Annotated in this window: 18 protein-coding genes; 6 read left to right on the plus strand and 12 right to left on the minus strand. The window is 75.1% G+C overall.

Annotated features, from left to right (window positions below):
* Positions 1–4 precede the first annotated feature (4 nt).
* From ACFY3U_RS18390 to ACFY3U_RS18415, 6 genes are read right to left on the minus strand one after another with little or no spacing between them, the layout of a single operon-like run.
* On the minus strand, positions 5–409 hold the full coding sequence (locus ACFY3U_RS18390; protein ID WP_387202682.1) for a cupin domain-containing protein: 405 nt from the start codon (positions 407–409) through the stop codon (positions 5–7).
* Positions 402–1,226 (minus strand): SRPBCC family protein, encoded by an 825-nt coding sequence (locus tag ACFY3U_RS18395; protein ID WP_387202685.1) that lies wholly within the window; start codon positions 1,224–1,226, stop codon positions 402–404. Before ACFY3U_RS18395 ends, ACFY3U_RS18390 begins: the two co-directional genes overlap by 8 nt.
* On the minus strand, positions 1,223–2,686 hold the full coding sequence (locus ACFY3U_RS18400) for an acetyl/propionyl/methylcrotonyl-CoA carboxylase subunit alpha (RefSeq protein ID WP_387202688.1): 1,464 nt from the start codon (positions 2,684–2,686) through the stop codon (positions 1,223–1,225). The genes ACFY3U_RS18395 and ACFY3U_RS18400 overlap by 4 nt, the downstream gene beginning before the upstream one ends.
* Positions 2,686–3,147: an acetyl-CoA carboxylase biotin carboxyl carrier protein gene (gene accB, locus ACFY3U_RS18405; protein WP_387202690.1), complete on the minus strand. Its 462-nt coding sequence runs from the start codon at positions 3,145–3,147 to the stop codon at positions 2,686–2,688. Before accB ends, ACFY3U_RS18400 begins: the two co-directional genes overlap by 1 nt.
* On the minus strand, positions 3,144–4,856 hold the full coding sequence (locus ACFY3U_RS18410) for an acetyl-CoA carboxylase carboxyltransferase subunit alpha (protein WP_387202693.1): 1,713 nt from the start codon (positions 4,854–4,856) through the stop codon (positions 3,144–3,146). Before ACFY3U_RS18410 ends, accB begins: the two co-directional genes overlap by 4 nt.
* Entirely contained in the window at positions 4,853–5,191 is a 339-nt protein-coding gene (locus tag ACFY3U_RS18415) for a TcmI family type II polyketide cyclase (protein ID WP_387202696.1), read from the minus strand. The genes ACFY3U_RS18410 and ACFY3U_RS18415 overlap by 4 nt, the downstream gene beginning before the upstream one ends.
* Positions 5,192–5,611: 420 nt before the next feature.
* Here ACFY3U_RS18415 and ACFY3U_RS18420 point away from each other — a divergent pair, with 420 nt between their 5' ends.
* Together ACFY3U_RS18420 and ACFY3U_RS18425 are read left to right on the plus strand one after the other, a co-directional pair.
* Positions 5,612–6,496 carry a BTAD domain-containing putative transcriptional regulator gene (locus ACFY3U_RS18420; RefSeq protein ID WP_387202699.1) on the plus strand — a complete coding sequence of 295 codons (885 nt, stop codon included), beginning with the start codon at positions 5,612–5,614 and terminating at the stop codon, positions 6,494–6,496.
* A 133-nt stretch (positions 6,497–6,629) separates the two neighbouring features.
* Positions 6,630–6,971, plus strand: coding sequence for a TcmI family type II polyketide cyclase (locus ACFY3U_RS18425; protein ID WP_387202702.1), 342 nt, complete (start codon positions 6,630–6,632; stop codon positions 6,969–6,971).
* A gap of 97 nt (positions 6,972–7,068) precedes the next feature.
* On the opposite strand, the gene ACFY3U_RS18430 is transcribed toward ACFY3U_RS18425, so the two are convergent.
* Positions 7,069–7,239, minus strand: coding sequence for a hypothetical protein (locus ACFY3U_RS18430; protein ID WP_387202706.1), 171 nt, complete (start codon positions 7,237–7,239; stop codon positions 7,069–7,071).
* A gap of 220 nt (positions 7,240–7,459) precedes the next feature.
* On the opposite strand from ACFY3U_RS18430, the gene ACFY3U_RS18435 reads away from it, so the two are divergent.
* Positions 7,460–8,671 (plus strand): helix-hairpin-helix domain-containing protein, encoded by a 1,212-nt coding sequence (locus ACFY3U_RS18435; RefSeq protein ID WP_387202709.1) that lies wholly within the window; start codon positions 7,460–7,462, stop codon positions 8,669–8,671.
* A gap of 49 nt (positions 8,672–8,720) precedes the next feature.
* Here the strand turns inward: ACFY3U_RS18435 and ACFY3U_RS18440 are convergent, their stop codons facing one another.
* The gene (locus ACFY3U_RS18440) at positions 8,721–9,626 is read right to left on the minus strand and encodes an aminoglycoside phosphotransferase family protein (RefSeq protein ID WP_387202712.1); all 906 of its coding nucleotides are present in this window, start codon (positions 9,624–9,626) and stop codon (positions 8,721–8,723) included.
* Between the two features lie 181 nt (positions 9,627–9,807).
* Here ACFY3U_RS18440 and ACFY3U_RS18445 point away from each other — a divergent pair, with 181 nt between their 5' ends.
* From ACFY3U_RS18445 to ACFY3U_RS18455, 3 genes are all read left to right on the plus strand, one after another.
* Positions 9,808–11,010, plus strand: coding sequence for a low temperature requirement protein A (locus ACFY3U_RS18445; RefSeq protein WP_387202716.1), 1,203 nt, complete (start codon positions 9,808–9,810; stop codon positions 11,008–11,010).
* 83 nt (positions 11,011–11,093) lie between these two features.
* Complete coding sequence (locus ACFY3U_RS18450; RefSeq protein WP_387202719.1) at positions 11,094–11,300, plus strand: hypothetical protein; 207 nt, start codon at positions 11,094–11,096, stop codon at positions 11,298–11,300.
* A 358-nt stretch (positions 11,301–11,658) separates the two neighbouring features.
* Positions 11,659–12,618: a TIGR03557 family F420-dependent LLM class oxidoreductase gene (locus tag ACFY3U_RS18455; protein ID WP_387202722.1), complete on the plus strand. Its 960-nt coding sequence runs from the start codon at positions 11,659–11,661 to the stop codon at positions 12,616–12,618.
* A 137-nt stretch (positions 12,619–12,755) separates the two neighbouring features.
* Here the strand turns inward: ACFY3U_RS18455 and ACFY3U_RS18460 are convergent, their stop codons facing one another.
* The 4 genes from ACFY3U_RS18460 to ACFY3U_RS18475 all read right to left on the minus strand — a co-directional run bounded on the left by ACFY3U_RS18460 (position 12,756) and on the right by ACFY3U_RS18475 (position 19,296).
* Positions 12,756–14,855 carry an amino acid transporter gene (locus tag ACFY3U_RS18460; RefSeq protein WP_387202725.1) on the minus strand — a complete coding sequence of 700 codons (2,100 nt, stop codon included), beginning with the start codon at positions 14,853–14,855 and terminating at the stop codon, positions 12,756–12,758.
* Positions 14,856–14,977: 122 nt separating this feature from the next.
* Positions 14,978–15,373, minus strand: a complete 396-nt coding sequence (locus ACFY3U_RS18465; RefSeq protein WP_387202728.1) for a hypothetical protein — start codon at positions 15,371–15,373, stop codon at positions 14,978–14,980.
* Between the two features lie 112 nt (positions 15,374–15,485).
* Positions 15,486–16,256, minus strand: coding sequence for a DUF5995 family protein (locus ACFY3U_RS18470; protein WP_387202731.1), 771 nt, complete (start codon positions 16,254–16,256; stop codon positions 15,486–15,488).
* Positions 16,257–16,365: 109 nt separating this feature from the next.
* Positions 16,366–19,296: an AAA family ATPase gene (locus ACFY3U_RS18475; protein WP_387202734.1), complete on the minus strand. Its 2,931-nt coding sequence runs from the start codon at positions 19,294–19,296 to the stop codon at positions 16,366–16,368.
* Between the last annotated feature and the right edge of the window lie 83 nt (positions 19,297–19,379).

The raw sequence follows: 19,379 nt of genomic DNA on the forward strand, positions 1-19,379 counted from the left end.
GCGCTCACGATGAACCCCGCTGGTTGGCCAGTTCGGTGTCCACGTGGCCGAGCTCCGGGCGGGGGGCGAGCGGTCCGAGGTGGAACACCACCTCGGCCGGTACGTCGCCGGTGTTGCGCAGCCGGTGCCGCACGTTTCGCGGCACGAACAGCCCCTCCCCCGCCGCGACCGGCACCGGCTCGTCGTCCAGGTCGACGGTGATCGCGCCGCGCGAGACGTAGAGGAACTCCTCGCTGTACGGGTGGTAGTGCTCGGCGATCCGCTCGCCGGGGGCCAGGGCGGCCACGCCCATGAAGCCGGAGGTGCTGCCCACGGTCTTCGGGCCGAGCAGCACCCGCAGCTGACCGCCGCGCCGGGTGTCGGCCGGTACGTCCCGGGCGGCGACCAGGCCGGTGACGGTGTCACTCATGGCCGCCTCCCACCCGCTCGATCCGCTCCTTGATCACGGCCAGCTGCACCCGGCTGTTGGCGTTGATCCGCGCGGTCATCCCCGCGTCGTCCACCGGCGCGGTGGGCTTCATCGCGAAGTCCTGCACCCAGGTCATCCGGGTGCCGCCGGGCTCCTCGGCGTACCGCCAGTGGATCCGCATGTACTCGAACGGCCCGGTCTCCACCCGGTGCGCGTGCACCTCGCGGGTGGCCGGGTCGGCGGTGCGCTCGCTGACCCAGCTCCACGCCACCCCGTTCTCGTCCGGGTGCATGGTGAGCCGGAACCGGACGGTGTCGCCGTCGCGGTGCAGGATCTCCACCGCGGCGTACTCGGTGAACAGGTCCGTCCAGTTCGGCACGTCGTTGGTGATCTCCCAGACCACCGGCAGCGGGGCGGCGATCAGGATGCCGTTCTCGGTGTGCCCGGGCGGCCCGGCCGGCGCCTCCTGCTCGGCGGTGCCAGCCTCCTGCTCGGCGGCGCCGCCCTGCCGGGGCACCGCGGCCTGTGGTGGGGCCGCCGGCTGGCCCGCCGCGGTGGCCGGGCCGGCCGGGTCGGCGCGGCGGGCGACCAGGTCGGCGACCGCGGGAATGCTCAACTGGGCGGCCTGCTCGGGCAGCTGGACCCGCCACCGGTCGGTCACCACGGCGGACAGTTCCAGCAGGGCCAGCGAGTCCATGCCCAACTCCTCCAGGGAGGCGGCGGGGGCGTGGGCGGCGGCGTCCGGGTCCAGGCCGCAGTGGGCCACCAGGATGTCGGTGATCTCGGCGGTGAGCGGTCGGCCGTGGGTCACGGTCATCTCGGATCCTCCTCGGGTCGCGGCGCGGACGGGTCGGGCGACGCGGACGGGTCGTTGGGCGGGGTCTGGTTCATCGGTGGTGCCGGGTGGGTGGGCGGGGTCGTCGGGGGCCGCTCGGCGAGCAGGCGGTCCACGATGGCGGTGGAGTAGCGGCCCTTGCGGAAGGCGGCGTCGTCGAGCACCCGCCGGACGAACGGGATGGTGGTGCGCACCCCGGGCCCGGCGATGTCGAACTCGCCGACGGCCCGTTCCAGCCGGTCCAGCGCGAGCTCCCGGTCCGGCGCCCAGACCGCCACCTTGGCCAGCAGCGAGTCGTAGTGCGGGCCGACCAGGTAGCCGGCGTAGCCGTGCGTGTCGACCCGGGTGAACGGGCCGCCGGGCGGGGTGAAGCGCTCCAGCCGGCCGGGAGTGGGCGCGAAGTCGCGGTCCGGGTCCTCCGCGTTCACCCGGCACTCCACCGCCACCCCGTGCAGGCGGACGTCGCTCTGCCGCAGCCGCAGCGGCACCCCGGCCGCGACGTGCAGCTGCTCGTGCACCAGGTCGATCCCGGTGATCATCTCGGTGACCGGGTGCTCCACCTGGATCCGCGAGTTGATCTCCAGGAAGTGGAACCGCTCGGCCTCGTCCACCAGGAACTCCACCGTGCCGGCGCCGACGAAGCCGACCTCGAGCACCCCGCGCAGCGCGGTCGCCGCGATGGTGTCCAGGGTGGCCGGGGACAGCGCCGGGGCGGGCGCCTCCTCGACCAGCTTCTGGTGGCGGCGCTGCACCGAGCATTCCCGGGTGCCCAGGTGCACGCCGTGGCCGTGGCCGTCGCAGAGCACCTGCACCTCGACGTGCCGGGCGTCGGTGAGGTACCGCTCGACGTACACCCGGTCGTCGCCGAACACGGCCTGCGCGTCGGCGCGGGTCCGGGCGTACGCCCGGGGCAGCTCGGCCGGCCCGCGGACCACCCGCATGCCGCGGCCCCCGCCCCCGGCGGCGGCCTTGACGATCACCGGGTAGCCGACCTCGTCGGCGACCCGGGCGGCCTCGGCCAGCGTGGGCAGCGTCCGGACGCTGCCGGCGGGCAGCGGCAGCCCGGCCCGGCGCATCAGCGCCCGCGCGGTGGACTTGTCGGCCAGCGCCGCCATCACCTGCGGTGGCGGGCCGATGAAGGTCAACCCGTTCGCCGCGCAGATCTCGGCGAAGTCGGCGTCCTCGGAGAGGAACCCGTAGCCGGGGTGCACCGCCTGGGCGCCGGTCTGCCGGGCGGCCTCCACGATCGCGGCGGCGTTGAGGTAGCTGCGGCGCGGCGCGGGCGGGCCGATCCGGACGGTCTCGTCGGCGAGCCGGACGGCGGCCGAGTCGGCGTCGGCGGTGGAGTAGACCACCACCGTCCGCACGCCCAGTTCCCGGCAGGCCCGCAGCACCCGCAGCGCGATCTCACCCCGGTTGGCGATCAGCACCTTCTCGAACATCAGCGGTCACCCGGTTCCAGCAGCACGAGCGGCTGGTCGTACTCGACCGGCCGGCCGTCGTCGACCAGCACCTCGACCACCCGGCCGGCCCGGTCGGCGGTCACCTCGTTCATCAGCTTCATCGCCTCGACGATCCCCACCACCTGGCCGGGCCGGACCTCGTCGCCGACGGCGACGAACGGCGCGGCGCCGGGCTCGGGCGCCCGGTAGAAGGTGCCGACGATCGGCGCCCGGACGGTCAGCCGGCCGGCGTCGGCTACCGGCGGCTCGGCGGGCGCGGACGGCGGTACGGCGGGCGGCGCCGGCGCGGTGGCCGGCTCGTGCCACTCCACCTCCAGCGACGTCTCGCCGCGGCGCAGCCGGACCCGGCGGACCGGGCCGGCCAGCTCGGTGACCAGCTGGTGGGCGTGCCGCCGCAGCCCGGCCAGCACCGCGTCGCCGTCGCCGACCGTGGCGCTCACCGGGCCACCGCCGGGACGCTGACGCGGGCCGCGCCGAACCGGCGGAACCGCTGCCGGCGGCGCCGGACCAGGGTGGCCGTCGGCATGTCGAGCAGCGGCGTGAGGTTCGCCGCGACGGCCCGGCGCAGCAGCTGCACGGCCCGCTCCGGGTCGGCCTGCGCGCCGCCGTCCGGCTCGGGCACGATCTCGTCGGCGACGCCCAGCCGGCACAGGTCCGGGGCGGTCAGCCGCAGCGCCCGCGCGGCCTGCGGGGCGGCGGCGCTGTCCGGCCAGAGGATCGCCGCGCAGCCCTCCGGGCTGATCACCGAGTAGACCGCCTGCCGCAGCATCAGCACCCGGTCGGCGACGGCCAGGGCCAGCGCGCCGCCGCTGCCGCCCTCGCCGGTGATCACCGCGACCACCGGGGTGGGCAGCACGCTGAGCGCCAGGATGTTCTCCGCGATCGCGGCGGCCTGCCCGTGCTGCTCGGCGGCCACCCCGGGGTCCGCGCCGGGGGTGTCGACCAGGGTCACCACGGGCAGCCCGAGCCGGGCGGCCAGCCGCATCAGCCGCAGCGCCTTGCGGTGCCCGGCCGGGCTGGCCATGCCGAAGTTGCGGGCCACCAGCTCGGCGGTGGTGTGTCCCTTCTGGTGGCCGATCACCATCACCGGGCGGCCGTCCAGGCGGGCCAAACCGCCGACCACCGCCGGACAGTCCGCGCCGAGCCGGTCGCCGTGCAGCTCGACGAAGCCGTCGAACGCGCCGTCCAGATAGTCCAGCGTGGTCGGCCGGGCCGGGTGCCGGGCCGCCCGCACGGTCTCCCACGCGTCGGCGACCACCGCCGTCGCCGGTTCCGGCCCGGCGGCCGGCGCCGGCACGGGCCGGGCCGGCTCCTGCCGGGGTACGACCACCCGACCGGCCCGGGCCCGCCCGGCGGCCGCCGCGGCGAGCAGCACCGACAGCCGACCGCGCAGCGCCCGCCTCGGCACCACCGCGTCGACCTGGCCGTGACGCAGCAGGAACTCCGCGGTCTGGAACCCGTCCGGCAGGGCTCGCCCGGTCACCTGGCGGATCACCCGCGGCCCGGCGAAGCCCATCCGGGCGCCGCTCTCGGCCAGCAGCACGTCGGTGTTGGTGGCGAACGAGGCGGCCACCCCGCCGTACGTCGGGTCGGTGATCACACTGACCGTGAGCAGTCCCGCCTCGCGCAGCCCGGCGACGGCCTGGCTGACGGTGGCCATCTGCATCAGCGACAGCGCGCCCTCCTGCATCCGGGCCCCGCCGGAGGCGGTCACCAGCACCAGCGGCACCGCGTCGGCCAGCGCCCGCTCCGCCGCGCAGGTGATCAGCTCGCCGACCGCGCAGCCGAGGCTGCCGCCGAGGAAGCGGAAGTCCATCACCGCCAGCGCGAGCGGGTGGCCGCCGATCCGCGCGGCGCCGCAGAGCACCGCCTCGTCGAGGCCGGTGCCGGCCCGGGCAGCGCTGAGCCGGTGCGGGTACGGCAGCGCGTCGACGAACCCGATCGGGTCCACCTGCGCCGCCGGCTGCGGCAGCGGCACCCAGCTGTCCGGGTCGACCAGCTGGCGCAGCCGCTCGGGCGCGGTCAGCCGGGCGTGCGCGCCGCACTCCGGGCAGACGTCCAGGTTGCGCCGAAGCCGCTTGCGGTAGAGCAGCGACGCGCAGCCGGCGCAGCGCGACCAGAGCTGCTCGTCGGGAACGGTGCTGGTCATGCCGGCCGCCCGGCGTCGACCGCGTCGAAGGTGTAGAAGCAGCGCGCCATCGCGTCCCGCGGGGAACGCCAGTCCGGCGAGTACGGCGAGATGTACGGCCGCAGCCGCTCGCTGACCCGGACGAACTCGGGGTGGTCGCGGACCGCCTCCACGGCGCCCGTCCCGGCCGAGTCGGTCTCCAGCAGGTGCACGTAGAGGTCGCCCAGCCGGTACAGCGACCGGTGCCGGACCCCGACCAGCCGGGGCAGCTCCGTCGCGTCGGACTCGGCGAAGATCTCGGCGACCCGGTCCTCGGCGCTCGGCACCACCTTCGCCACGATCAGCGAACGCTCCATCTGCGGCCTCCCGACGGCGTGCCCCCGGTGCCCTCGACCGGGTGGCTGCCGACACGATCCGGTCGGCCGCGTCACCGGCGCGTCATCCCGCACCGCCGAGCCGACACGTACGACGGTGACGGTGCGTTGACGTTTGCTGTGCATCGGCTATGCGGAGGCTGTCCGCCCATGCCCGAGGGAGGTCGATTGTGCGCAGATCAAGGACATGATCGAGGGGGATCCGCAAAGGTCACGATGCCGACGCTTTTGTTGACCCAGAGTAATCACAATTGATAGTGTCCGAGCCGGTCAGTCCTTCGGGGGCCGGCGATGCGACGCCGCGCCGAGGCGGGAGCGACTGGAGACACTGGCGTCCCGGGGCGACCGCGCGGGGGACGCCGGAGCAGTGTGGACCGAGGTCCCGTCCAGGGGGTATCGCCCGTGACCGGTCATGCCAGCACGTCACCCACCCTTCCGCCGGACACCCCGACGATCTCCCTGCACCTGCTGGGCGGCTTCCGGCTGCTGCACGACGACCGGCCGGTGGTGGTGCCGCGCGGCCTGCAACGGGTCGTCGCCCTGATCGGGCTGCGCCCCGGCGCCACCCGCAGCAACCTGGCCGGCCAGCTCTGGCCCGACGTGCCGGAGGAGCGCGCCCTGTCCTCGCTGCGCACCGCGCTGTGGCGGCTGCGCCAGGACCCCTGCTGCCCGCTGGCGGTCACCGGCGACACCGTCCGGCTGCACCCGACCGTACGGGTGGACGTGGACGAGCTGGTGTCCACCGCGGAACGGGTCAGCGACGGCAGCGATCCGGGGCGGGCCGCCGCCGCGCTCGCCGCCGGCACCCGTGACCTGCTGCCCGGCTGGTACGACGACTGGGTGCTGCTGGACCGGGAACGGCTGCGCCAGCTGCGCCTGCACATGCTCGAACAGCTCGCCGCCGACCACCTCGCGGCCGGCCGGCACGGCGAGGCGCTGCAGGCGGCGCTGGAGGCGATGGCCGCCGAACCGCTGCGGGAGACCCCCCATCGGCTGGTGGTGCGCATCCACCTCGCCGAGGGCAACGCGTTCGAGGCGGTGCACGCCTTCTACGTCTACCGGGACCTGCTGCTACGGGAACTGGGGCTGGAACCGTCCGCGACCATGTCCGCGCTGCTGGACACCACCCTCGCCCCGATCCGCCAGGCGTCGCGCCGCCCCACCCCGGCACCACCCCGGGGCTCCGGCCGGCCACCCGGACCGGGCACGCCGGGCCCGTCGGGGCGTACCGGTGGGAACGAGCTGCCGGCCCGCGGCGGCGTGCCGGCCCGCGGAGGGCCCCGCTGACCGGCGCGGTCGCCCGCGTCACGGTACGCGGCACCGGCGTAACGGTGAGGTGACAGCCCGGCGGGCACGGTGGACGGACCGCACGTCCCCGGTCCCGCCACCGGATCGGGGAGCGACCGGCGAGAGGGGTCCGATGAGCCGTCTAGTGATCGTCAGCAGGATCAGCCCCGGCGCGGAGGGGCGGGTCGCCCAGATCTTCGCCGAGTCCGACGCCACCGAGCTGCCCCGGCTCACCGGGGTGCACCACCGGTCGCTGTACAGCCTGCACGACCTGTGCGTGCACCTGATCGAGACCGCGGAGGTGGACGTGGACGCCCTCGCCGACGCCCGCAACCACCCGCTGTACCACCAGGTCAACGAGCGGCTGTCCGCGCACACCTCGCCGTACCTGCCGACCTGGCGTTCGCCGCGGGACACCCTCGCCGGGTGCTTCTACAGCTGGGACGCCACCGACGCCCCGCGCCCCACGCGCTGACTCCCGCCGTACCGCGCCCCGGGTCGACGCCGGCGGATCGAGCCGCCCGGCCGGGCCCCGACGAAGGCACCTCGTCGCGGCCCGGCCGGGCCCGCCGTCAGTCCTGGTTCGCCTGCTGCCACAGGCCGACGGCGACCGCCACGCCCGCCGCCAGCCCGAACAGCACCGCCAGCCCGCGCAGGCCCCGCCGCCGGCCGCCCCGCGTCCGCACCGCGACCAGCTGTGTCACCACCACGGCGACCAGGCACAGCACTGCCGCGATCCACACCATCCGGCACCTCCCCCTTGGACGCGCCCTCGACGGCGCCGAGCGATCATCTCGCGAACCGCTGCGTGCCGCCGCCCGTACCGTCGGTCATCTCGGCCAGGCCCGCCGTCCCACCTGCGCCGAAGCGGGCGAGCCTCGGTGTCGTCGGACATGTCCGTGTGCGAAGCTGCGGCGAGTTTTCTTCGCAACTGTTCCGACGTACATGAGAGGGAGGTTCGCCGTGCCGTCGAGTTTCGGGCAATGGCTGATCGTGATCCTGGCTCTGCTGGCCGGTCTCGCCGGAGGCTGGACGCTGCGCGGCCGTCAGGCCGGTACGGGCACGCCGCAGGGTCCGTCCATCATGGGAGACGACCCGGTGGTCAGGCTCTCCGACGAGGAGAAGGCGGCCGCGGCCACCGTCGACACCCCCCGGCCGGTGGCCACCGTCGACGACACCCCGACCCCCGCCGCGGTGGTGGACGAGCCGACGCCGGACGACCTGGCGGTCCCGCCCGCCGCCGCGTCCCTCGCCGCCACCAGCACCTCCGTCGCGGTCGACGACTCCCCCGCTCACTCCGGGCCGGCGGACACCGAGCCCACCGCGGACGAGCACCGGCCGGCCACCCCCGCCGCCGAGCCGCTCGACACCACCGCGGAGGTCGGCGCCGACGACGACCCGCGGGACGACGACCGGCTCGACGACACCGACCGCACCGCTACGAGCGTCCCGGTCGCCGAGTCCACGCCCGCGGACAGCGAGTCGCAGCCGGTCTCCGTGCCCGCCGCACGGGACGCCGAGCCGGGAACGACCGCGGCGGACGCCGAGGTCGAGCCGGCCGAGGACATTGACGCCCCGCCGATGAGCGCGACGAACAGCGAGGTCGAGCCCGCGACCGTCGCGGACACCGAGCCGGCGACGACCACCGCGGTCGAGCCCGCCCCGGTCGAGCCGGTCGGCGCGCTCGCCACCCACGACACCGAGCCGGTTCCGGCCAGCCCGACCGACGACGCGTCGGTCACCGCCGACGCACCCACCGCCGAGGAACCGGCTACCGGCGAGCGGGGCGACTCGGAGGTTGCCGGCACCACGCCGGTGATTCCCGCGCCGCGCGCGGCGGCCGATGACGCGCCCGTCGCCCCGGTGGCCGGCCCGTCCCAGGTGGACGAGGACGCGGTGACCGCCGGAGCCGCTGCGGCGGAGGACCGGGCCGACGACTTCCGCCGGATCCAGGGCGTCGGGCCGAAGATGGCGGCCGCGCTGCAGGAGGCGGGCATCCGCACCTACCGGCAGCTCGCCGAGCTGGACGAGGCGGCGCTGCGGGAGACCATCCGGGCGGCCGGCCTGCGGGCGACCGCCAGCCTGGCCACCTGGCCGCAGCAGGCCAAGGTGCTGGCGGGGGCGTCGGCCGAGGCCGACCGGGTGCTGCCGGCGCCCGCCGGCAGCGACGCCTGAGACGTCCGAGAGGGCGGGCGACCGGGACATCCCGCTCGCCCGCCCGCGGTCAGCGGTCCAGGGCGGCCTCCTCGACGAGCCGGGTGACCACCTGCCGCGAGCCCTCGGCCCCCGTCGGGTTGTCGTAGGTGATAAGGGCCTTCCACAGCGCCCAGCCCCGGCCCCGCGCCCAGGTCGCCGGGTCGAGCGCCATCCCGGCGCGGAACACCTCCCGGCTCTCGCCGTCCAGCATCGTCCAGGCGACGGTGAGGTCGCAGGCCGGGTCGCCCACCCCGCAGGTGCCGAAGTCGATCACGGCGGCGAGCCGGCCGTCGCGGACCAGCAGGTTGCCGAACGCGACGTCGCCGTGGAACCAGACCGGCGGTGCCGTCCAGCTCGAGGCCAGCGCGTCGGCCCACAGCCGCCGCAACACCTCGCCCGGAACCCGGTCGCCCAGCCGGTCGAGCGCCGCGTGGGTGTCCGCGTCGTACGTCCGCAGCGGCCCGCCCCGCCAGAAGCTGTGCGGGCCGGCGACCGGGCCACCGGCCGGCTCGATCCGCCGCAGCGCGGTGAGGAAGTCGGCCAGGTCGGCGGCGAACGCGGTCAGGTCGGCGATCCGCTCGACGCGCGCCTGGTTACCCTCGATCCATCGGCGGACCGACCACGGGAACGGGTACCCCTCCGCCGGCTCCCCCACCGCCACCGTGCTGGGCACGGGCAGCGGCAGCCGGGGCGCCAGGTACGGCAGCCAGCGCTGCTCCTTGGCGACCTGCGCGACGTAGCCGGTGGCGCTGGGCAACCGGACAGTCAACTCGTCGCCCAGGTGGAAGGTGCGGTTGTCCCAGCCGTCCGCGGCGACCGGGCGGACCGGCAGGTCGGCCCAGTGCGGGAATTGCGCGGCGATCAGCCGGCGCACCAACGGCACGTCGATGCGCGGCCGCACCTCGGGCGCGGGCGCCTCGGGATGGAGATCCATCCCGACAGGCTGGTGGTTCGCTGGCGGACTGGGCAACAGATTTACGCTCCGCTCCCCCGCTTCCCGGAAATAGGGACGGAAAGGCGTTAAGCGGGCAGATTCCGGGAGTTGCGCATACTGTCGGTGACGGGGCCGCGGGGCGGCCCGACCAGATCACCACCCGGTCCCGCAGGAGCAGCTTGTGCCGCCCAACCCGACGGAGCAGCCCGGCACGCCGCGCCCGCCGGTGCGGGAGCCGGACTCGCCCCGCCGGGTCACCCTGCTGGAGCTCTTCTTCGATCTGGTCTACGTGGTGGCCCTCGCGCTCATCTCCCGCGGCCTGGTCACCGACGTCACCTGGCAGCGCGCCGGCCAGTCGCTGATCGTCCTGATGGCCATCTGGTGGACCTGGGCGATCACCACTTTGGTCACCGACATGTACGACCCCGAACGCCCGCAGATCAAGCTGCTGATCGTCACGGTGATGTTCGGCGCGCTACTGATGACCACCGCCATCCCACACGCGTTCGACACCCGCGGCCCGGTCTTCGCCGGCGCCTACGTCGCGATCCACCTCGGTCGGGGCCTGTTCCTCATCCCGCTGGTGCGCGGGCATCCGGACACCCAGCGCCGGGCCGCCCGGATCTTCGTCTGGTTCTGCGTCTCCGCGATCCCGTGGCTGGTCGGCGGCGTCGTGGGCGGGCACGCCCGGGAGGCGCTCTGGGCGCTCGCCCTCGCCGTCGACTACGGCGGCTTCCGGCTGGCGTACCCGGTGCCGGGGCTGGGCGTGGTGCCGGAGGGGGCGCGCAACGTCACCGCCGAGCACCTCTCGGAGCGCTACCAGCAGTTCTTCATCATCGCCCTCGGCGACGCCATCCTGGTGATCGGCACGATGTTCAGCGTCGCCCGCTCCGAGGCGGCGAACCTGGCCGCGTTCTTCCTCGCCTTCGCCGGCACGCTGCTGCTCTGGCGGATCTACGTGCACCGCTCCGGCGAGCTGCTGCCGAAGGCCATCCGCACCTCCCGGTCGCCGAGCCGGTTCCTGCTCACCGCCCCCTACACCCACCTGATGATGGTCGCCGGGGTGGTCACCACCGCCGCCGGCTTCGACCTGGTGCTGCACGAACCGTCCGGCCGGACCCCGCCGTCGTGGGCGGCGGTGCTGCTCGGCGGGCCGGCGCTGTTCCTGGCCGGTCGGGCCGCCTTCGAGTACGAGGTGTTCAGCCGGGTGTCGATCTCCCGCCCCGGCGGCCTGCTGGCGCTGCTCACCATCGCCCCGGGGATCCTCTTCCTGCCCCCGCTGTTCGCCGCCGCCGGCGTGACCCTGGTGCTGGCCGGGGTGGCGACCGCCGACCACCTGCGCAGCCGCAACCGGCCACCGGAGGACCCGTCTCCGCCGCACTGACCGTTCCCGGACATCGTTTACCCGATCGGCGGGTGTGGGTACATGGGCGTCACCTCGAACGACCCTGACCTTGGAGGCACCCCATGCGCGGCACGTCGATTTTCGGAGTCCTTGTCGTCATCTGGCTGGTCATCGGCGCGATCGCCGCCGGCCAGCGCGGCTACTTCAGCAACAACGACACCAACTGCGCCGAGGCCGGCACCATCCTGGTGACCATCGTCGCCGGGCCGCTCAACTACATCGGCGCCAACCCGAAGATCGACTGCGCCCTGCCCCAGCCCTCCAAGTAGGACCGACCCGCCCGGCCCGCGCCCTCACCCCTCGGGCGCGGGCCGACGCGTGTCCGCTCCCGATCACCGCGGGCGACGAGGTCACCCTCGGCTGCCGAAGGTCCCCCGCTCCCCGGGCCGTCCCGTTGATTCGTTCACGTCATCAGCTCCAAAGCGCCGCGGAGAGGCACTCCGGCTCCGCCTGAGCTCCAAAGCGCCGCGGAGAGGCACTCCGGCTCCGCCGGCCGCTCGCCGGACGCCCAGCCCGGCGGCGTCACCACCACTAGAGCGTCCTAGGAGACTGGGCGGGAGGGTGACGTTTGCCCGGGTCCGGGCCGGGAACCGGGGAATTCGAACGCGATACGGGACGGAGACACCCATGAAGATCGGCTACAAGCTGGCCTCCGAGGGCTACGGGCCGCAGGAGATCATCCGGCAGGCGGTCCGGGCCGAGCAGGCCGGCTTCGACTTCGTCGAGATGAGCGACCACTACCACCCATGGCTGGACGGGCAGGGCCACTCCTCGTTCACCTGGAGCGTGCTCGGCGCCATCGCGGCCAAGACCAGCACGCTGGAGCTGGCCACCGGCGTCACCTGCCCCACCATCCGGTACCACCCGGCGATCATCGCCCAGGCGGCCGCCACCATGGCGCTGGTGTCCGACGGCCGGTTCACCCTCGGCGTCGGCGCCGGCGAGCGGCTCAACGAGCACGTCATCGGCCAGGGCTTCCCGAGCGTACGTGGGCGGCACGAGCGGCTGCGTGAGGCGCTGGAGATCATCCGGCTGCTCTGGCAGGGCGGCTACCAGTCGTACGAGGGCAAGCACCTGCAGCTGGAGGACGCCCGGGTGTTCGACCTGCCCGACACCCTCCCGGTGATCGCCGTGGCCGCCAGCGGCAAGGCGTCCGCCACCATGGCCGCCGAGCTGGGTGACGGGCTGTTCGCCACCGAGCCGAAATCCTCCATCGTGGAGAACTACCAGGCCGCCGGCGGCAACGGGCCGCGCTACGCCGAGGTGCCGATGGCCTGGGCCACCGACGAGGAGCAGGCCGTGCAGGCCGCCCTGGAGACCAGCCGGTGGGCGATCACCGGTTGGAAGGTGATGAGCGAGCTGCCCAACCCGGCCAACTTCGACGCGGCCACCTCCTGGGTGGAGCCGCACCACATCCGCAAGCAGTTCGCCTGCGGGCCGGACCCGCAGGTGCACGTCCAGGCGGTGCGGAGCTACCTCGACGCCGGCTTCGACCACATCGTGCTGCAGAACGCCGGCCCGGACCCGGACGGGTTCATCGACTTCTTCGCCGCCGACCTGGCCGGCCGGCTGCGCGCCCTCGGCTGAACCGGGCGGGAGCCGACCGGGCGGGCGGGAGCCGGGCGGAGCCCGGTCGGGTGGGGTGCCGGGCGGAGCCCGTGGGGGCTCCGGTCGGCGTACCCCCGGCTGGGCGGCGGGTGGCGGACGGCGCGGGGGCGGCGGCCTCAGCCGCCCACGTGGATGCCCGGGCGGCGGCCCGGGTCCGGCTCGCTGCGGCGGATGATCTCCCGGACCACCGGCGGGGTGTCACCCCGGCCGAGGATCAGGTAGCGCAGCAGGTGGGCGATCGGGCTGCCCTCGGACCACTCGAAGTGCGCGTGCGGGCGCACCCCGGTGCCGTCGCGCAGGGCGAGCAGGATCGCGGCGATCGCGTTCGGCGCCGCCGGGCTGCTGGCCCGCAGCACCCGGTACCCGCCGACCTCCACCCCGTGCACCCGCAGCACCTGGCTGAACTCGGACGGGTCGACCACGTCGATCTCCAGGAAGAGCACGTCCGCGGCGCCCGGCACCGGGTTCATGCCGCGCTGCGCCCGCTCCTTGACCCGGTACTCCTTGACCGCGCCACTGTCGCGCTTGTTGGCGATCAGGTGCAGCCGGCCGTCGTGGGTCAGCGACTCGGCGATGAACCGGCGGGCCGGCTCGTCGAACTCGATCCGCTCGGCGCGCAGCTCGGTGGTGCGGGTGACCCGGGAGATCAGCGAGACAGTGATGATCCCGGCGATGAACAGACCGGAGATGGCGATCCCGTCGGGCTTCTCGATCACGTTCTCGACCAGCGCGTAGAGCAGCACGGCGGTGAGCACCGCGAAGCCGACCGCGACGCGGCGGCGGCCGGCGCGGGCCGCGGAGATGGTCACCGCGACCGCGCCGGAGACCATCATCGCCAGGATGCCGGTGGCGTACGCGCCGGCCTGGGCGTTCACGTCGGCCCGGAAGGCCACCGTGATGGCGATGCTGACCACGGTGTAGACGATCACCACCGGGCGCACCGCGCGGGCCCACTCCGGCGCCATCCCGTACGACGGCAGGTACCGCGGCACGATGTTGATCAGCCCGGCCATCGCGGACGCGCCGGCGAACCAGAGGATCAACACGCTGCTGATGTCGTACGCGGTGCCGAACGCCTCGCCCAGCCGCTCGTGCGCCAGCCAGGCCAGCGCCCGCCCGTTCGCCGCGCCGCCCGGGGCGAACTCCTTCGGCGGGATCAGCACGGTCGTCACGAAGGTGGTGGCGAGCAGGTACACCGACATGATCAACGCGGCCGTGGTGAGCAGCTTGCGGGTGTTGCGGATCCGGGCCGCGAGACGCTGCTCGGAGGTGGCGTCGGGGCCGGCGCCGCGCACCAGCGGCATCATGCTCACCCCGGTCTCGAAGCCGGACAGGCCGAGCACCAGCAGCGGGAACGCCAGCACGGCCGGTCCGAGCAGGTCCAGCGGGCCCGGCCCCCGGGCGGTCAGCGCGGCCGTCCAGTCCCCCACCAGGGACGGGTCGGCGACCACCGCGGCCAGCCCGGCCACCACGATCACCGCGTTCAGCGCCAGGAAGACCGCGACCAGCGGGATGGCCACGCCGACCGCCTCGCTGAAGCCCATCAGGAACACCCCGCCGAGGATCAGCAGCAGCACCACGGTCACCACCACCGCCGCCGTCGTGCCGTGCGGGAAGGACTCCGGCAGCACCGGGTTCTCCAGCAGGTGCACCGTCGCGTCGGCGGAGGACAGGGTGATTGTGATGATCCACGAGGTGGCCACGAAGCCGAGCAGCACCAGGACGAAGATCTTGCCCCGCCAGAACGGCAGCAGCCGCTCCAGCATCGCCACCGAGCCCTGCCCGTGCGGGCTCTCCTTCGCCACCCGGCGGTACATCGGCAGCATCCCGAACAGGGTCAGCGCCACGATCAGCAGGGTGGCCAGCGGGGAGAGCGCGCCGGCGGCCAGCGCCGCGATGCCTGGCAGGTAGGACAGGGTGGAGAAGTAGTCCACCCCGGTCAGGCACATCACCTGCCACCACGGGTGCCGCTTCTGCGTCCCCTCCTCCGCCTCCGGGCCGGGCGGCTGCACCCGGTGCTCGAACAGCCAGCGCCGCAGCGGGCCGTCCGGCCCGGTCTGCCGGGCGTGGCTCTCCACGCAGGCCGGGACCGCCACCGCCCCGGCCGAAGGCTCGACGGGCACCGGCTCGCGGACCGTCGAGGACGCCCGCGCCACCACCGGCAGGGTGTCCCCGCCGTCGCCCTCGGGGCGTGCCCCGTCCCGCGCGTCCGCCATGCCCGTACCGCCCTCCGGCCCCTGATCCGACCGTAGGCGTTACCCACGGCCCCGCTCGGCGGAACCGGCAAGCCGGGAGATCGTCCGCGAGCGCGCCGGATCGTACCGCCGGGGAGCGCGGGTCAAGCCGGCGGTGCGCCACCCAGCGCCCGGACCAGCGCGTCCGGGTCGCCGACCGTCACGGTCGCCGCCGGGTGCCGCGGCCAGGCGCCCGGCCCCAGCCCCGGCACGGGCGACCGGAACCGGACGCAGACCCCCGCCGTGGTGCCGGTGCCGAAGGTGACCCCGCCGTCGGCCAGCGACAGGTGCGGCCCCACCGCCCGCCACCACCGGTACGGCCCGGAGACCTCGGCCCCGATCACGTTGGCCCGCCCGGTGCGCAGCCGCCACGGCCCGTACCGGATCTCCAACGCCTCCTCGTCGACCAGCACCCAGGAGGTCTCCGGCCGGACGCCGAGCAGCGCCAGCGGCAGCCGGAAGGGCGGGTCGAAGCGGAAGGCGGAGCGGTGCACGGGCATGGGCGGGGCGTACCCGGTGCGGGCGCGGTGACACCCCGGGGGCCCGGTCCGGCACCCGGACGCGTCCCCGCGCCCCGGTCTCCCGGAGCGCGGGGACCCCCCGTCCCGGCCGCTACTGAAGGAACGCCCCCAGCGGCGACAGCAGCAGCCGGCCGAGCGTCGCGGCGTTGTCGTCCAGCCGCGTCCGCTCGCAGTCTCGGGCGTGCGGGTCGTGCCGGCAGCGCCAGATCTTCTGCGCGTTGCGCCAGGCCACGTCCCGGGTGTAGTCGACCAGCTCGCCCTCGTACCAGTCGTCGATGGTGCCGTTCAGCATGTCCAGCAGCAGCTGCCACCGCTCCAGGTAGCCGCGGCGCAGCCCGGGGATCTTGTCGGCGAAGATGTCGTTGATCTTCAGGTAGTCCCGGTGCTGGTCGGTGCCGTCGACCGGCTCGGACTCCAGGTGGTCGAACGTCGTCACCAGGGCGAACGGCAGGTCGAAGTTGATGTGCGCGTTGACCCCCGCCGCCGCCGACGGCAACGGCCGGGCGTCCGGGCCGCGCATCCGGTGGAACAGGCAGCTCCACGCCTTCGGGGTGCTCGGGCTGGACTCGGTCCACAGCCGCAACGCGTCGAAGTAGCGGGCCGCGAACTCCACGTCCAGCCGGGACAGGAACACCGGGTCGCCGAAGTAGTCGTCGTACAGCCCCTCCAGCACGCTGGAGGTGATGGTCAGGTAGAGCTTGTTGAAGTCGGCCAGCGGGCAGCTGGCCTCCAACGGGGGCAACCGGACCAGCAGGTCCTGCAGCTTGGTGAGGTGGTCAACCACCGCCGGCACGTCCTCCGGGTGGTCGGCGAGCAGGCCGACGATGTCGGCGTGGACGGGGCCCCAGACCGGTTCGGTCATGTCTCCTCCACTGTGGTCGCCGGCGCCGACGTGCCGTCGGCGGTACGTCGAACAGCCTGCCAGCGGCGACCGCCCGCCGGATCAGTAGAACGACGTATTCCGGTGCGGCCTAGTCGGCACGGTTGCGCAGGTGGATCGCGCTGGCCTGGACCCGGGTGCGGACCTGGAGCTTGTCGAAGATGTGCGACACGTGCACGCCGATGGTCCGCTCGCTGATGAACAGCCGCTGGCCGATCTCCCGGTTGGTCAGGCCCTCGGCCACCGCGGCCAGCACCTCGCGCTCCCGGGCGGTCAGCGTCGCCAGCTCGTCCGCGGTCGCCCCGGGCGGCGGGGCCGGCGGCCCGGCGGGCCGCTCGCGGTCGGCCAGGGTCAGCCGGGCGCGGCCGGCCAGCGTGGTGATCTCGCTGGTCAGTGGCACCGCGCCGAGCGCCTGGGCCATCTCGTGGGCCTGCCGCAGCAGGGTGCCCGCGGTGGCGCTGCGGCTGCGCCGGGCCAGCAGCGCCTCCGCCTGCCGCAGCCGGGAGTACGCGGCCGGGTAGGGGTGCTGCCGCCGGTCCCACTCCGCGGCCGCGTGCGCCCACAGCTGCGGGTCGCCCCGACCGTCCAACCGGCTCAGCTCCGCGGTGCACAGCGCCAGGAAGCCCTCCGCGACGTACCGCACCGGGCCGGCCGCGGTGACGCTCTTGGTGGCCACCCGGTCCACCGCGTCGCGCAGCCGCCGCACCGCCGCCTCGTCGACCGGGACCACCCGACCGGCGTACGCCTCGGCCTCGGCGCGCAGCCCGTGCCAGGCCAGCGTGGCCAGCAGCACCACGTCGTCGGAGCGGCTCTCGGTGAGGCCGCGCTGCACGGCCTGCCGGGCGACGTCGTGCCGCCCCTCCCACATCGCCAGCCCGGCCCGCAGGATCAGCATCGGCAGCACGTGCCGCGGGGCGCCGCCGCCGGCCAGCATCGTCGCCACCGCCTCCAGGTCCCGGTCGGAGGCGGCCACGTCGCCGTACCCGACCGACAGCCGGCACCGGGCCAGCAGCAGCTCGACCGCGTCCGCGCCGGACGGGCGGTGGCGCAGCGCGGCGGCCACCACCTTCTCCGCCTCCGCCCACTGCCCCACCCGGAACAGCCCGTTGGTGGCGATGGCCAGCAGCCGGGTCTCGTACGTGCGGCCCAGCCCCAGCTGCGCCACCCGCTCGGCGCCCCGGCGGGCCACCACGACCCCCTCCTCCAGGATGTTCAGCGGCCCGGTCAGCAGCTCCGCCAGGTGCAGGTACGCGCAGGCGACGTCCTCCGGCCGGCCGGCCCGCTCGGCCACCTCCAGCGCCCGGCGCACCACCGCCAGGCCGGCGTCCGGGTCCTCCAGGAACGCCTCGCTGAAGCCCAGCGCCGAACTGGCCAGCACCACCTCGGTGGTGCTGCCGTCCACCGCGGCGGCCAGCGCCAGCGCGTCCCGGGCCCGCTCGCCGGCGTCGGCGTACCGGCCCAGGTGCAGCAGCAGCTCGGCCAGGTGCGCCGCCGCGGTGGCCCGCTCCCGGTCGGTGCAGGCGGCGGACTCCAGGGCCCGCCGGTACTCGGCCTCGGCCGGCGCCGACCGGCCGGCGGCCGCGAGGTACCGGGCACGCCGGATCAGCAGCGTGCAGGACGGCTCGCCGCCCTGCAGCGCGGCCAGCTCGGCCAGCAGCTCCAGCGCCCGGGCGTGCTCGCCGCACTGGTGGGCGGTCTCCGCGGCGTGGCCGAGCAGCTCCTCCCGGTCGACCCGCACCGGCGCCGCGTCCGGCGACCCGGCGGCCGGGTCGCCGGCCGGGGCGGCGGCCAGCTGCACGGCCACCGACCAGTGCCGGTGCGCCTCGGCGAAACCGTGCAGGCGCTCCGCCTCCCGGGCCGCCGCCACCGCGGCGGGCAGCGCCCGCCCGGGGTCGCCGGCCAGCCGCCAGTGGTACGCCAGCCGGGCCTGGTGCGGCTCCGCCGGCGCCCGGGTGAGCGCCTCGGCGTAGCGGCGGTGCAGGGCCCGCCGCTCGGCCGGCAGCAGCTCGTCGGCGAGGACCTCGGCGACCAGCCGGTGCCGCAGCCGGTACCCGTCGTCCGCCCCGACCAGCAGCCGGTGGGCCACCGCGGCCCGGACCGCCTCGATCAGCTCCTCCTCGGGCAGGCCGAGCGCCTCGGCGAGCAGCCAGTGCCCGACCGGCTCGACCCCGGCGGCCACCGCGTGCACCACCTGGTGCGCGGGCCGGGGCAGCGCGTCCACCCGGGCGAGGAAGATCTCCCGCAGCGTGTCGGACACCCCGTCGCGGCCGTCGCGCAGGTCCCGGGCCAGCTCCTCCACCACGAACGGGTTGCCCCCGCTGCGCCGCCAGACCTGGTCGGCGGCCTCGCCGGGCAGCGGCGCGCCGACGATCGCGGCGGCCAACCGGTCGGTGTCCGCCCGGTCCAGCGGTGCCAGGTCGAGCACCCTGACCGAGCGCAGCCGGCGCAGCTCGGTGAGCACCCGGCGCAGCGGGTGGGCGCCCTGCAGCGACTCGGCCCGGACCGCCGCCAGCACCGACAACTGCAGGTCGCCGAGGCCGGCCAGCAGGTATAGCAGCAGCTGCCGGGTGCTGCGGTCCACCCACTGCAGGTCGTCCAGGACGAGCACCAGCGGGCGGCCCTCGGCGATCCGGCCCAGGCCCCGGGAGACCCGCTCCAGCAGCGCGCCCGCGCCGTCCGTGGCGGCGGTCTCCTCCGCGAACAACCGCAGCAGGTCGGTCACCGCCGGGGCGGCGCCCGACCGGTTGGCGGCGGCGTCGAACCGGCGCAACGCCTGGCGTACCGGGTGCAGCGGGGAGGCGTCGCCGATGTCCAGGCAGGAGCCGGTGAGCACCACGGCGCCCGCGTCCCGCAGCCGGGCCCCCACCTCGTCGAGCAGGCGGGACTTGCCCACCCCGCTCTCGCCGGTGACGAAGACGGCCGCCGTCTGGCCCGGCCCCAGGTCGTCCAGGAGCGCGGCGCGCAGCATCGTCAGCTGGTCGGCCCGGCCGACGAGCGGTGCGGTGTCCACATCGCTGGCCATGACCGCAGCCTAGTCACCGCGCCCGGCCCCCCTCTACGGGCTTGATCCCCCTGCGGTACCTCTCGCGTCGACATTGCGACTAA

Source organism: Micromonospora sp. NPDC000089 (assembly GCF_042899365.1).
In the GTDB taxonomy this organism is placed as follows: domain Bacteria; phylum Actinomycetota; class Actinomycetes; order Mycobacteriales; family Micromonosporaceae; genus Micromonospora.

What these genes read in the sequence shown, in the direction of transcription:
- ACFY3U_RS18390 (WP_387202682.1), bottom strand. Translation starts at nt 409, where the DNA reads ATGAGTGACACCGTCACCGGCCTGGTCGCCGCCCGGGACGTACCGGCC.
- ACFY3U_RS18395 (WP_387202685.1), bottom strand. Translation starts at nt 1,226, where the DNA reads ATGACCGTGACCCACGGCCGACCGCTCACCGCCGAGATCACCGACATC.
- ACFY3U_RS18400 (WP_387202688.1), bottom strand. Translation starts at nt 2,686, where the DNA reads ATGTTCGAGAAGGTGCTGATCGCCAACCGGGGTGAGATCGCGCTGCGG.
- ACFY3U_RS18410 (WP_387202693.1), bottom strand. Translation starts at nt 4,856, where the DNA reads ATGACCAGCACCGTTCCCGACGAGCAGCTCTGGTCGCGCTGCGCCGGC.
- ACFY3U_RS18415 (WP_387202696.1), bottom strand. Translation starts at nt 5,191, where the DNA reads ATGGAGCGTTCGCTGATCGTGGCGAAGGTGGTGCCGAGCGCCGAGGAC.
- ACFY3U_RS18425 (WP_387202702.1), top strand. Translation starts at nt 6,630, where the DNA reads ATGAGCCGTCTAGTGATCGTCAGCAGGATCAGCCCCGGCGCGGAGGGG.
- ACFY3U_RS18440 (WP_387202712.1), bottom strand. Translation starts at nt 9,626, where the DNA reads ATGGATCTCCATCCCGAGGCGCCCGCGCCCGAGGTGCGGCCGCGCATC.
- ACFY3U_RS18450 (WP_387202719.1), top strand. Translation starts at nt 11,094, where the DNA reads ATGCGCGGCACGTCGATTTTCGGAGTCCTTGTCGTCATCTGGCTGGTC.
- ACFY3U_RS18455 (WP_387202722.1), top strand. Translation starts at nt 11,659, where the DNA reads ATGAAGATCGGCTACAAGCTGGCCTCCGAGGGCTACGGGCCGCAGGAG.
- ACFY3U_RS18460 (WP_387202725.1), bottom strand. Translation starts at nt 14,855, where the DNA reads ATGGCGGACGCGCGGGACGGGGCACGCCCCGAGGGCGACGGCGGGGAC.
- ACFY3U_RS18465 (WP_387202728.1), bottom strand. Translation starts at nt 15,373, where the DNA reads ATGCCCGTGCACCGCTCCGCCTTCCGCTTCGACCCGCCCTTCCGGCTG.
- ACFY3U_RS18470 (WP_387202731.1), bottom strand. Translation starts at nt 16,256, where the DNA reads ATGACCGAACCGGTCTGGGGCCCCGTCCACGCCGACATCGTCGGCCTG.
- ACFY3U_RS18475 (WP_387202734.1), bottom strand. Translation starts at nt 19,296, where the DNA reads ATGGCCAGCGATGTGGACACCGCACCGCTCGTCGGCCGGGCCGACCAG.